Origin of the sequence: Xenorhabdus bovienii (genome assembly GCF_024721015.1) — a bacterium.
In the GTDB taxonomy this organism is placed as follows: domain Bacteria; phylum Pseudomonadota; class Gammaproteobacteria; order Enterobacterales; family Enterobacteriaceae; genus Xenorhabdus; species Xenorhabdus bovienii.
The window spans coordinates 1-12961 of sequence record NZ_JANAIF010000087.1 but is presented as its reverse complement, the minus strand read 5'-3'; the positions used below and the strand labels follow the sequence as shown (position 1 = coordinate 12961).

The 12961-nt window shown below is 45.6% G+C and carries 11 protein-coding genes; 2 read left to right on the top strand and 9 right to left on the bottom strand.

Features of this window, described 5'->3' with window-relative positions; all coding sequences use genetic code 11:
- Together NXS07_RS16880 and tyrP are read left to right on the top strand one after the other, a co-directional pair.
- On the top strand, window positions 1-207 hold a 207-nt coding region (locus NXS07_RS16880; RefSeq protein ID WP_258087188.1), incomplete at its 5' end, for a tail fiber assembly protein.
- 807 nt (window positions 208-1014) lie between these two features.
- The gene (tyrP, locus tag NXS07_RS16875; RefSeq protein WP_038209413.1) at window positions 1015-2223 is read left to right on the top strand and encodes a tyrosine transporter TyrP; all 1209 of its coding nucleotides are present in this window, start codon (window positions 1015-1017) and stop codon (window positions 2221-2223) included.
- A gap of 112 nt (window positions 2224-2335) precedes the next feature.
- On the opposite strand, the gene NXS07_RS16870 is transcribed toward tyrP, so the two are convergent.
- The 9 genes from NXS07_RS16870 to NXS07_RS16830 all read right to left on the bottom strand — a co-directional run bounded on the left by NXS07_RS16870 (window position 2336) and on the right by NXS07_RS16830 (window position 12885).
- Window positions 2336-2878: a YfaZ family outer membrane protein gene (locus tag NXS07_RS16870; protein ID WP_038224477.1), complete on the bottom strand. Its 543-nt coding sequence runs from the start codon at window positions 2876-2878 to the stop codon at window positions 2336-2338.
- Window positions 2879-3028: 150 nt separating this feature from the next.
- A complete protein-coding gene (gene menE, locus NXS07_RS16865; protein WP_038224479.1) occupies window positions 3029-4429 on the bottom strand; it encodes an o-succinylbenzoate--CoA ligase in 1401 nt (466 codons plus the stop codon).
- Window positions 4420-5415, bottom strand: a complete 996-nt coding sequence (gene menC / locus NXS07_RS16860) for an o-succinylbenzoate synthase (RefSeq protein WP_038224481.1) — start codon at window positions 5413-5415, stop codon at window positions 4420-4422. The genes menE and menC overlap by 10 nt, the downstream gene beginning before the upstream one ends.
- Window positions 5415-6272, bottom strand: a complete 858-nt coding sequence (gene menB / locus NXS07_RS16855; RefSeq protein WP_038214800.1) for a 1,4-dihydroxy-2-naphthoyl-CoA synthase — start codon at window positions 6270-6272, stop codon at window positions 5415-5417. The genes menC and menB overlap by 1 nt, the downstream gene beginning before the upstream one ends.
- Window positions 6273-6284: 12 nt before the next feature.
- A complete protein-coding gene (menH, locus tag NXS07_RS16850) occupies window positions 6285-7091 on the bottom strand; it encodes a 2-succinyl-6-hydroxy-2,4-cyclohexadiene-1-carboxylate synthase (protein WP_038224483.1) in 807 nt (268 codons plus the stop codon).
- Window positions 7052-8740: a 2-succinyl-5-enolpyruvyl-6-hydroxy-3-cyclohexene-1-carboxylic-acid synthase gene (menD, locus tag NXS07_RS16845; protein ID WP_038224485.1), complete on the bottom strand. Its 1689-nt coding sequence runs from the start codon at window positions 8738-8740 to the stop codon at window positions 7052-7054. Before menD ends, menH begins: the two co-directional genes overlap by 40 nt.
- A 274-nt stretch (window positions 8741-9014) precedes the next feature.
- The gene (locus NXS07_RS16840; protein WP_051863097.1) at window positions 9015-9899 is read right to left on the bottom strand and encodes a fimbrial protein; all 885 of its coding nucleotides are present in this window, start codon (window positions 9897-9899) and stop codon (window positions 9015-9017) included.
- A gap of 21 nt (window positions 9900-9920) precedes the next feature.
- Window positions 9921-12470, bottom strand: coding sequence for a fimbria/pilus outer membrane usher protein (locus NXS07_RS16835; protein ID WP_258087187.1), 2550 nt, complete (start codon window positions 12468-12470; stop codon window positions 9921-9923).
- 40 nt (window positions 12471-12510) lie between these two features.
- Window positions 12511-12885: a fimbrial biogenesis chaperone gene (locus NXS07_RS16830; RefSeq protein WP_258087189.1), complete on the bottom strand. Its 375-nt coding sequence runs from the start codon at window positions 12883-12885 to the stop codon at window positions 12511-12513.
- Window positions 12886-12961: the final 76 nt, after the last annotated feature.

Sequence of the window (12961 nt, the reverse complement as noted above, 5' to 3'; positions counted from 1 at the left end):
TTACAGCAACGGGCAGAGCGGAAAAAACAATACCTGATGTCACAGGCATCAAACGCTATCGCGCCGTTACAGGATGCGGTTGAGTTGGAGATGGCAACGGGTGCCGAGAAATCCGCACTAACCGAATGGCGTAAATACCGGGTGCTGCTCAATCGGGTGGATTGTTCGACCGCACCCGATGTCAAATGGCCGGAGCAGCCGAAGTAAATACAGGGGGCTTGATGCCCCTCCCCATTTCTCATAAATGTAGTCAGCGAGCAGTTGGGTTATTTGAGTATGAAATGGAGTCAATAATGGTGGGACGCATTTGGGACGCGAAAGATTTTTAATGTGTTTCGAACGTTTTCAAACTTTTTCAATACTGAGACGTGAAAGTGTGATTTCATGCGGTATCTAGTTGATTTAAAATTAAAACTACTGACTTGTAATCAGTAGGTCACCAGTTCGACTCCGGTAGCCGGCACCATATAAGAACCCGTTATCTTTCAGATAGCGGGTTTTTTCTTTTTCGGCATTTACGTTACCTGTACTTTCATACCATAGCTCCTACTTGCTATGTGTCTCCCAAATTCCAGCCTCTCTCTTCCATCCAAATGAAAATAAATCCTGAAAAGCAGACTGTCCACTCACATTTTTAATAATCAATTTAACGTGTTTTTTAAATTTAAAATAAACCCACAACCATCTGATTTATAAGAAATAATAATTATATTTAGCAATTTTATGTCCATAACAAAAATTATGATAGCTTTTTATATTGAATAATTAGATAAAAACACTAACATTCACATAGCAAAAAAATATCTGTACAGTTAAGTTAAAAGAGTTCAGTCAATCCCCCCAGAAGACACCGAATTTGTATCACCTATCACGAGCGGTATCTTCATCCAGCCGCATTTAAGCATGTAATTAATTATTTACACTTGATGTAATCTGAATTTGACAGCTATAAATCAATCCTTTAACCTGCCAATCTTATAACTATTTTTCAACATATTCAGAAGCGAGGATCGCGTGAAAAATCGCACTATTGGTAGTATTTTTATCGTCGCTGGAACGACAATTGGTGCGGGGATGCTGGCAATGCCACTAGCTTCGGCAGGTGTGGGTTTTGGAACAACACTGGTCATGTTAGTCGCCCTGTGGGCATTGATGAGTTATACAGCTCTCCTGCTGGTAGAAGTCTATCAATACAATGAACCCGATACTGGGCTGGGAACCATTGCAAAACACTATCTTGGTTTGAAAGGGCAATTATTGACCGGATTCAGTATGCTGTTTCTGATGTATGCCTTAACATCGGCTTATATCAGTGGCGCAGGTGAATTACTGACCAGTAGCATTAATGCATGGGCAGGTTCTTCACTCTCATTGTCAACGGGCGTGATTTTATTCACCATAGTTGCCGGAGGCGTTGTCTGCATTGGAACCAGTTCCGTCGATTTCATTAACCGGATCTTATTCAGCGCCAAACTGATCTTTCTGGTACTGATGCTTGGCCTGATGATGCCCCATATTCGCCATGTAAATTTGTTATCCCTGCCCTTGGAACAAGGCATTGTGTTATCTGCTATTCCTGTCATTTTCACCTCATTTGGCTTCCATGGCAGCGTGCCCAGCATCGTACGATATATGAAAGGAGATATCCGTAAATTACGCTGGATATTTATCATCGGTAGTGCCATTCCATTAGCCGCTTATATTTTCTGGCAATTGGGTACTTTGGGCAGCATTGCTCCCACCTCATTTATGGGAATATTAGCCGAAAAATCCGGTCTGGATGGTTTATTGGGCGCCATTCGTCATGTTGTGGCCTCCCCCCAGACAGAATTATCTGTCCGGATGTTTGCCAATCTGGCACTCGTGACATCCTTTTTAGGCGTTGCCTTAGGCTTATTTGATTTTCTGGCTGATCTGTTCAAACGTCAGGATAATATAGCAGGAAGGTTTCAGACAGGGTTGCTGACGTTTGTCCCCCCACTGGTTTTTGCGTTGTTTTATCCCAAAGGTTTTATAATGGCTTTGGGCTATGCAGCTGCTGCACTGTCAATTTTAGCGCTGTTACTGCCGAGTATTCTGGTATTCAAAGCTCGTCAGCAGCATAAGCGCCAATATCGGGTCTTTGGCGGAACCCCCGCATTAGTTGTGGTTTTCCTGTGTGGTATCATTCTAATTGCCATTCAGATTGGCATTGTCGCTGGAATACTGCCTGAAGTAGGGTAATTCATAAAATTATCCGCATCGATGAACGATGCGGATGATCTCGATTATACTTTCCATCTTTCACGTTGCTGCTTTGTTGGCTGCAAACTGAAATCTATTAAGTATAGGTTTATTAGAAGCTGAAACCGGCACCAATATAAAAACCTTCTGAAACTTTATTGCTACGGTTACCATTTTTTCCTTTCAAATCAATAACACGATAACCTGCATCCACAGTCAGCGGCTTAAATAAAGTATAACGGACACCCCCTGTTGCCTCTGTATAAGAATCAACGCCTGATGTCAGCCCTGATGGTGCTCCATAAGCTTCACCATACAGTGACAAGGAAGGCAACACCGCCCAGCTAAGGCCGGCACCCGCAGCTAACGCGACGCCATCTTTCCCTACTTTTGGCGACAGATAAAGCACTTTACCACCAACGTTTGCCGTTATTGGGCCTACAGGCAGAGCGAAAGCGGTGCCCAAACTACCAATTTGACCGTTATGATCACTGCGAGTCCAGTTTCCATTCAAAGATAATCCCGCACTTTTATCACCTAGCCCCACAGATGTACTTGTGTAATGCTTTCCAGCCTGTACATTCATGGAAATTGCATTTGCCGCGCCAGACACAAAAAACAAACTGACCACGCTGACAGCAATGAAACTTTTCATATTCTTCTCTTCCCAAGGGGTGAATACCAATACTATCTGAGATATTTTACTGAAATCCAAGTAACACCATAGATAGTGCACGTAAGTAAATATCTAAATTTATCAAAATATATATATCCCTGCATCTTTATACATCATCAGGTTTATAAATTAATTAGACATAACCCATTTTTCCAGCACCCATTGCTTGACCTGCTGGCGTGAAGTTTTTATCCCACCATTTTTCAATTGTACAGGCAGAAGATAACAAGCCACGGGGCATTGAAATGCAGCGAGCTTATCAGCAAGCCAGTCAGCAAGTGTTTCCGTAAGTGCAGGATATTGGGTTTCAATCACCACAACAGGTCGATGTCCAAATTCACTATCAGGAATAGGTACAACAAAATTTTGCAGGATCTGGGGATGTTGGTTAATAATCCGCTCTATATCTTCAGGCTGAACCCCCTCTCCCCCACTGAAAAATTGATTGTCGAGGCGCCCTAAAATACGCAATTCGCCCTGTTCGAATATTCCTCGGTCACGGGTCGAAAACCAGCCATCGGTATCTGCCAGTGGCTTCAATTTTCCATCAAGCCAATAACCCATAGCGATGCTGTCAGCGCGGATCTGAATGTCTTCATCCACCAAGCGAATATCCTTGCCCGGTAGTGGATTTCCCACCCCTGATAAACCATCTGCCCGTTTTACACAGACCGTTGACGCCATTTCTGTCAGTCCATAGCCACACCAGCAATGAATACCAAGTTGTTCAGCCTGTTGAGTCAATGCCGTTGGTATCATTGCTCCACCTAAGAGCACTGCTTTTAAAGTGAGTTCATGTTCAAGCGACTGTTCAAGCAAACGCCAGAGTTGAGTTGGTACAAGTGACGCATGGGTACAGCCAGATAATGCACGATCCAATAGATGCAGATCTCGCAACACTAATTCTGCACCTTTCAGCAGCCAGCGCCAAAGAATGCCCTGGCCGGAAATATGAAACAACGGGAGCGAAAGCAGCCAACTGTCATTTGGCTGAAAATTCATGCAGGAGAGAATTCCCTGTGCGCTGGCAAGGTGAGCCCCAATAGAGTGAACTGCCGCCTTGGGCAATCCAGAGGTGCCTGAAGTCAAAATCATACTGGCAGGGCGATGGCTATCCCACGGCACCCATTGCTCTGGTATCACGGATAATTCAGGTTGCCAATCAAGTTTAATCGCCTGAATAGCAGATGAAGGGGAATCGGTAAAATCGATGACAAATGTCATGTTCAGACGAGGAAGCAATTCCTCCAACAAAGGCTCAGGGAGTTGCGGATTAAGTGGTAATACTCTTGCGCCACATTGCAATGCACTGAGATAACACAGCAGGAGATCGGCACTGTTTTTGCCTCTCAGGATCACACTGCTACTTTCCCACAGCCCCTGTTGGTGAAAATGGGCAGCGATGGCGTTGATTTTTTCCGCTAATTGTCGCCAGGATAACGTCTCTTCACGCAGCCTGACGGCCCGCTTCTCTGGGTAGAGCATCGCCCAATGATGCCACGGCCATTGCGCACATTCCGCTAATGACATTCATTGCTCCATACGGTGTCCAGATCATCTAGCGCCACACAGGGAATGGGACTTTCCGGCCAGCAGCGGATGAGTTGTGACTGAATCAGATCCAGCGTATCCAGCCCAGGAAGGGTATCGGGTGTCAGCCAATGCGCGAGACGGGCGAGCTGTGTCAGACCAAAACTGGTTTCGATGCTGGAACTGATTACCGCTTCCAGTCCGGCCTGATGAGCATCAGAAACTAACTGACGACAACGGACAATACTGCCAACCAGCATCGGTTTGATGACAATGGCCGCAACACCTTCCTGTGCTTCTACCGTAAACCCCGTTTCACGCACGCTTTCATCCCATGCAATGGCAATTCCTGTATCACGGGCAAATGCCAAGGATTCTTCACGGGTTTTGCAAGGTTCTTCAAGAAAAGCAATTCGTTGCCGGTAATCGGGATTGACATATTTTGCGAAGTCATCAGCTTTTATGCGTGTCCAACTGCGATTCGCATCTAGCCGCAACTGGAGATCGGGCACGGCTTCCAGCAGGACATCCACAACCATGCCATCCCGCACCGCTTCATACAGCCCGACTTTCACTTTAGCCATCTTTTGCCCAGTCATATTTCCCAGACGCCAAATCACGTCATCAGGATCGCCCGTACATAGTGGTGCTTTGCGATAATTAGCATCTCCGGGTAATTCACCCTGTAGCTCAGCGAGGGCACAACTGATACCAAACGCCACGGAAGGCAGTTCACTCTCTTCGGGTTCTACCGTTAATCCCTGTTCGTTTTGACACCACTGTTGCAGCCATGTCACGGCAGCATTTTTGGCCTGTTCCAGAGTTTCATGACTGAATTCGGGTAGCGGGGAGATTTCCCCCCAACCGTGCCGTTCATTTTCCTGCAAGTGCACCAGAAAACCATCACGGGTTTTAAGGCGTTGATAACGTAAAATAATACCTGCCTCCATGGGCAGGCTGAATGAGTATAAGGTTGCTTTACGCATTATGGATTACGCTTGAATCTACTGAAATCAGGGAGGCGTTTTTCGTTGAACGCATTGCGTCCTTCCTGCCCTTCTTCGGTCATATAGAACAACATGGTGGCGTTCCCCGCCAGCTCCTGCAAACCCGACTGCCCATCGCAATCCGCATTCAGTGCAGCTTTCAGGCAACGCAACGCCATTGGGCTGTTTTCCAGCATTTCACGACACCAGCGCACGGTCTCTTTTTCCAAATCCGCATAAGGAACAACCGTGTTGACCAGCCCCATATCCAACGCTTGTTGCGCATCATATTGACGACAGAGGAACCAGATTTCACGGGCTTTTTTCTGCCCAACGATACGCGCCATGTAAGATGCGCCCCACCCGCCGTCAAATGACCCTACTTTCGGGCCTGTCTGACCAAAGATCGCGTTATCTGCTGCAATGGTCAGATCACACATCAAATGCAACACATGCCCACCACCAATGGAATAGCCCGCAACCATAGCAACAACTGGTTTCGGGCAGGTGCGAATTTGACGCTGAAAATCCAGCACATTCAAATGATGCATGCCGTTGTCATCTTGATAACCGCCATAATCGCCACGGATCTTTTGATCGCCCCCCGCACAAAACGCCTTTTCCCCCATTCCCGTCAGGATAATCGTACCAACTTCGTCATCGTAACGAGCATCTGCCAGCGCCTGAATCATCTCTTTTACTGTCAGGGGACGGAACGCATTACGCACCTGCGGGCGATTGATAGTAATCTTGGCAATACCATCTACAGATTTATGGTAGAGAATATCTTCAAACCCTTGGGAGCAATCTTGCCATTCAATGGGTGCGTACAATTTTTCTTCATTGGGATAAAGCATTGCTGAATCTCCTTAACCAAAAAGTGATAAAAAATGGTTCACTTCGGCGGCAAACGCCGCAGGGTTGCCATTATGGGCGTTATGCCCAACCTGTGGGATGGTTTTTAACGGCAATGTATATTGCTTCGCGATGTTTTGAAATTTCTCATCATTTTCCCCACATAAGTAGGCAAAATGTGTGGTTATTTGTTGCAGAGCAGGAACCAGCCACGGCTGATGCCCAAGTGAAGTATTTTCCAACATATCGGCAATCCGGCTTCCCCTGTTTTGGCTGCGGCAATGGATAAGTTGCTCACGCTGCTCCGATGATAAATCGGCAAAAACGGGCTGTTGATACCAATCGGCAAGGACAGTCTCCATTGATTCCTCACGAAAACGCTGCACCCAACACTGATCATGCTGTAATCTCGCATCACGCTCCTGTTGGGAAAACAGCCCGGGATTTCCGCCTTCCACCAGCACTCCCCGTAACCCTTCATGTTTGCCGTAAGTCGCATGGTACATGGCAATACGGCCACCCAGTGAGTAGCCGATCAGCCAATAGTCATGGATCTGGTGCTTGAATAAGGTTTCATTCAGGAGAGCGCTCATCTCAGCGAAACCCCCTGCCACAGTAATATTGGCCGAGTGACCGTGGCCGGGCAGGTCAATGACCAGCGAGGCATACTGATTACAAGCATTCACCAGGGGTAGCCATTCATCACCACATCCCAACAAGCCATGCAGCCAAACCAACCATGTTCCCGACTTATCCGCATGAAATACCTGACTGGCGAGTTTCACAATGCAGCCACCTGTTTCCGTAACTCTTGCAGGCATCTCGCGCCTTCGCTGTCTGTGACTTTTAATTCAAGCAGTGTCGTTGTTTTTTGCCCCCACGCCTGTTTAACACGTTGTTTTAATTCAGGCCAACTTTGTGGCGTCACATAATTCAGACCAAACATAGCCGCAGCGTGATCAAAATTGACATGTTGCGGCATACAGTAAAAACGCTGGCGCGCTTCTTCTGGCGTAGGCAGTAATGAAAAAATCTGGCCGCCATTGTTATTGACGACAATCAATATCATCGGTGCGGAAAGATCACGCAGCAAAGCCAGACTGTTTAAGTCATAGAGTGCTGAAAGATCCCCGATAATTGCCAGCGTCGGTTTGTTCGTTGCCCTTTGTACTCCTGCGGCTGTTGCGATCAGCCCATCAATACCACTTGCACCACGATTGCTGTAAACCGGATAACTTGCGGGGAGTTGCCCCAACGCATCAATCAGACGGATAATCAAGCTATTACCGACAAACAACTGTCCCTGTTCTGGCAGTAATTGGTGCAGCTGATACGCCACTGCCGCCTCACCAAATTTCCCGTCCAATCTGGCGTTGACACATTCAAGTGCTTGCTCTGACCATGAGGTCAATTCATCTGCCCAACAAGAAGAAGTAGGCTCTTGCGTGGAGTCAGCAGGATGTTCCCGTAGCCAATCAGCCACATAACAAGTAAATTTCCGTCCTTGGTGGTTCGCTGGGTCAAGCCTGCCAACAATCGGATCAACAATCCAGAATTCTTCTGGTTGACATTGAGCCTGCCATTGCAACAATCTTTTTCCAGTCAGGCTAGAGCCAAATTGAATCACTAATTGCGCCTGTGCCAGAATTTCCTGAGCACGGGGATGATTCAGCCATAAGTCAGCACAAGGCAACGGTTGCCCAGTTTGGGACAGCACATCGCTGATCAGTGGCCAGCCCATTTTTCTTGACCACTGGGCAACGAGCAGACCTTCTTCTGCATTCATCCGGCCAGCCAGTACAACGCCCCGCTTGTTCTGCCACAAGCCCCAATCCTGCACTTTAGATGTAACATGAGTTTCTGGCTGCCTGAGCCACGGTTGATTTCCCTGCCACCACTCTCCCAATGTTTGTTGCCAATCTTGATACGCGATCACATCATTGCCATACAAAGGTTCAGCAAACGGGCAATTAATATGCAATCCTCCTTGTTTCAAGTTCGACATGCCATTATCAACGACAGAGACCAGCCAACTGGCAGAGATCTCTGTGGTCGGACGCGGCAGTGAAAGCGTCTGAGTAGGATGGGAGGCAAAAATACCGATCTGGCGAATAGCCTGATTCGCACCACAATCGATTAATTCTGGTGGCCTGTCGGCGGTGAGAAATACCAGCCGCTCGCCTGTCAGACCGGCTTCAATCAAGGAGGGATAGAGGTTGGCAACTGCGGTTCCTGACGTCACGATAACGGCAACCGGTTCTTTACTCGCCTTCGCCAGACCCAGCGCCAAATGCCCTAATCCCCGCTCATCAAAATGAGTATGGCAGATCAGTTTAGCGTTCCCTGCGGCTGATAATGTCAATGGCGTGGAGCGGGAACCGGGGGCAATACAAACATGACGCAATCCATGACGGGTCAGTGCTTCCAATAAAAGTTCCGCCCAACGGCGGTTAAGTACGCTGTTTGACATATCGATGCTCAAGAACTTCCTTTCAAATCAAAAAATAAGGTTCAAAAAAATAGGGCACATTATATAAGGCTTTCTTTATCGTAATACCCGTAGAAACGATTTCTTTATCTTAGTTCAATAAATTGTCATTTAATTAGCAATATTTCCCCTACAAACTGGGAGCATAAGGTCAATTGCCAATAAAATCGGGCGTTTTCTGCCAGAAAAAAGAGAAGGGATGAATAAGAAAGGGTCAAGCCAGCCATAAAAGGAGATTATGGCTGGCAACATGGACTTAATTATAAATGATGGATATCTTTGCAGTGGCGTTAGCTTTACCTGCGGTGATCACACTTCCTGTCTGGATATAGTGAGCTTTGAAAGGAACCGAGTAAATTCCCATCAGGCTGGTGCCAACCTTTAAAACGGAATTTATCATGACGGGTTGATCCTGATACAGAATCTGAAGACCAATTCCTCCGGCCGTAAAATGACTCCCTCTCTGATCAAGCGCTAATATACGGTTGTCATTTGACACTGTATTTCCCTCAAATTTTAGCGTAATAGGAATATTGTCGTCACAATCCAGATCAATACTGAAATCTTGTTCCCCCGCAGTGCGCGGATTACCTGACAATTCCCACATCCCGATTGATCCCATAGGGACAATAATATTCTTTTTAGCCAAGATACAGCTTTCAGTTGTGATCAATGCATCATGAATATGATAAGTATGCACAATAGTAGAACCCACATAAGCTTGAATCACCCCATTTTTAATCGGGCCAGTGCCTGTTTTGGGGTTTGTCTTAATCAGTTCTATATTAGAACCATACATCCGTATGCCTATCCCAGGCACGCCTGAATCATAAGTATCATCATTCCTGCTACTGGTTGGCGTATAACCAATAAATTTCCATGATATTTTCTCTGGTTTATCACAATGAAGCCCCAGTATATCTTGTGGGTTTGAAATAACCGGATGTCGATAAATCACGGCTCCAGGCATATCGCTTCTGGAAATAGTCACCTTCGGTTGAAACACGGCAGATAAGTCATGTTGTTTCCTTCCTTCTTTAATCCGGCAGCTTCCCTCACGGCCATAAGCCTCAGTAACCAAACTCACCAGCAAAATAATCATTGCCAGTAAAAAACGGGAATTTTGATGGAAAATCAACATAAGCCTGATCCTGATACGGTGTTATTCACAATTCACCTTCATTGTATAAATGCCAGATAGAGGATGGCCTGATAATGTTTGCTTTTCCGGCAAGGTATAATTGGCTAGACACGTTTTGGCATTCTGAAAGCCCCATTTAACCTGTAACTTTCCACGGGTCGGCATTCCCGTGAAATAGGCTTGCCCTTCACTGCTGACAATTGTGCTGTTGGACTTGTCGAGATCATGCGGTTTCTCCAGCGTCGCAATAGCACCAAAAGGTACTGGCTGACCTTGGTATGAGAGAAACATCAATACCCTGCTGCCGACCCGTGTCTGAAAATTGGCCAGAGTAAGCGCGCCTTTTGTCGGAACAACAAATTGCGTATTGATATCAATATCAACATCATCAGCAAAAGAATGAGGATCAAGTGCAACCCGGTTTTTTCGGTAACTGCTGGCATAAGGCACAACGGCATAGCCGTTCCAGTCGGTGGTAACGCCCGTATTATTGGCTACCTTAACGCCTTTTGCGCCTTCAGCTCGAACCAATACCGCCGTTTCGCCCAGTTCCTGGGAGAAAGTCAGGCCGTAAGGGTGTGCAACAATTCCCCCACTGACGCCGTAATTCAGTTGCCTGCCGTGGTGCTGGTAGTTATAACCAGCATTAAGCCGGCCATAGGCTCCCTTATACCCGGTATGAATATTTCCACTGATGCCATCCCCTTGGTTGGTATAACTCTGTTGCAGGCTGTAATGCAGGTTATTATCCTCCAGTACCGTACCGTTCAGGCTAACCTGTTGCGAAGTGGGGCTGTTTTTACCTGAAGTCAAGCTGTAACTGGCCCAACTATTTTTCAGCCAGCGGTCGAGAGGCACATGAACGCTGAATGAGAATAATTGATCATGATTGCCAGAGTCGGGAGTACGGCTATAGGTATAATTCAAGCCGTAATTGATACCACCGAGACTCATGTTATAACCCGCACCGAGACCACGTTCATGACCACTCTGCCCCCAGTAATCCTGCTGGAATGCCATGACATACAACCCGCCGAAATCCCCCAGTATTTGATTAACTTGCACTTGTAGTTTGCTTTTCTTATTGATACGGCCAAACAACCGATTGTTGCCATTGAGGTTATCAGCATGATTGGCATCATCGAAATCGTAAAAACCTTTAGTCGAATAGCGATACCCTGCCACAGTTAAATGAGTTCCTGTCAGTGAAAGCGCTTTCAGAGATTGCAGTCGGTAAGCCTGCCCTTGGGATTTTTTGTCTGATAGCAATTGAGTATTAGCATGGGTGGCATCAAAAGAAAGCGAGCCGAAATTACCCAAATCGATTCCTGAACCTAACACCATAGATTGATAATCACGGGATAACATGACACCATCATATGCGGTGAGATTATTGTGAAGCCCATAGATCAAAGTACCTTGAAAGAAATAAGGTTTGCGGCTGTGGCTATAGGGTGAGCGGTAATGTCCCATTGTCAGCGAATATTTCAGGCTGTCTTTCCTCAACATAATGGGCGCAGCAGAAAACGGTTGTATAAAACGGCGTTCCCGGCCATCAGCTTCTTTGATGATGATTTCTAAATTCCCACTGGTAGTGGTTGGATAGAGATCGGTTAATACAAATGGCCCCTGTGCAACATAAGTCTGATAAATCACATAGCCATTCTGCTTGATTGTCACCTGAGCATGACTTTGAGCAATCCCGCTTACAACCGGTGCAAAACCTTTCATACTGTCCGGCAGCATATTTTCGTCAGAAGCAAGCTGAATCCCGCGAAATTCTATCCCATCAAAAAGATAAGAAGGCGTGAAACTATCACCAACGATCAACTGCCCTTTGAGAGCATGAATATCACGTTGAAGATACGATTTAATACTCCGCCAATTTTTGCGCTGACTGGTATAAGTGGAATAATTTTGTAAACGCCATGCCTGCCAATTAACGCCGGTTTGCAGATTTAAATAATTGCTCTGATTAGTTCTCCGATTATCCTGCCAGTTTGTTGACCCACTATAATGGTAGTTAACCAATAAAGCCGTCATTCCCTGATCCCATGATTCAGGCGAAATATAACCTCTCACCTGATGATTCAGCGCAACTTGGGGAATACTGATATCCAGCCGTTGTCGATTAAAATCAAACTGCGTGCTGGCTGAAGGAATATATTCGCTGATATTGGTAATCACCTCTTCTGATGGTAAATTCATCAACACCGGAAAAACATCGATTTTCACCCCTAAATCCCGCAATTTTTGCACAGTGAGTTTTGGCCGCAGTTCACCATCATTTAAAATAAACTCAACATTTCCCGTATCAATACTTTCTTTATTTAAGTAGGTATCGACCCAATATTCACCGGGGGGTTGCTTGGAAGTATTAAAAATAGAAAGATCGATATCATCAGGAAAATCATCTCCTATTCTCAGCGCATGGATGTTGAAATCATTTTCAGCATAAGATTTAAAATGATAAGAAAAACTCCCTATCATGATAAATATAGGCAGCCATAATCGATAATACTTGCCTTCGCACAATTCCTCAGCAAGATTATGCTTTATATTTTTTGACATATTCAATCTTCTGACAATCTAATTAAAATTAATAAATAACCTAAAGATCTGCGAGTTCTTCCTGTGTGACTCCACCGTAATCATTGATTCCTTTCCAACTGACATTTTTCGCATTTTTGACAGAAAATGGCCAACTTGATTGGCTAAAGGGATTAATCATACCCGCTCCTTCAATTTCTTTTCCGTCCACTTTTAGATGTGAAAGAGAAATAAAATAAGGTGTGGAATTCTCTGCAATTAATACACCATTTTCTTTCCTGAACTTGATATGCTTATAAGCCTCCCCCGAGTTCTCTTCCAGTTGTGTAGGGCGGTAGAATAGTTTTAATCGCGAGTTAACAACAATCTGTAACTGATTGACATCTGCACTTGATTTTACAGTTTCAGGAATAGACGTCACATTTAGCCAGAATATATACCCATCGTAATTGAAGATACTTGATTTTTCATTCGTATCAGATCAAGATCGCGCCCATGACAATTACTCTGAC

Coding starts and splice junctions, on each gene's coding strand:
- NXS07_RS16870 (WP_038224477.1), bottom strand. CDS start 2,878: ATGAAAAGTTTCATTGCTGTCAGCGTGGTCAGTTTGTTTTTTGTGTCT.
- menE (WP_038224479.1), bottom strand. CDS start 4,429: ATGTCATTAGCGGAATGTGCGCAATGGCCGTGGCATCATTGGGCGATG.
- menC (WP_038224481.1), bottom strand. CDS start 5,415: ATGCGTAAAGCAACCTTATACTCATTCAGCCTGCCCATGGAGGCAGGT.
- menB (WP_038214800.1), bottom strand. CDS start 6,272: ATGCTTTATCCCAATGAAGAAAAATTGTACGCACCCATTGAATGGCAA.
- menH (WP_038224483.1), bottom strand. CDS start 7,091: ATGCCTGCAAGAGTTACGGAAACAGGTGGCTGCATTGTGAAACTCGCC.
- menD (WP_038224485.1), bottom strand. CDS start 8,740: ATGTCAAACAGCGTACTTAACCGCCGTTGGGCGGAACTTTTATTGGAA.
- NXS07_RS16840 (WP_051863097.1), bottom strand. CDS start 9,899: ATGTTGATTTTCCATCAAAATTCCCGTTTTTTACTGGCAATGATTATT.
- NXS07_RS16835 (WP_258087187.1), bottom strand. CDS start 12,470: ATGTCAAAAAATATAAAGCATAATCTTGCTGAGGAATTGTGCGAAGGC.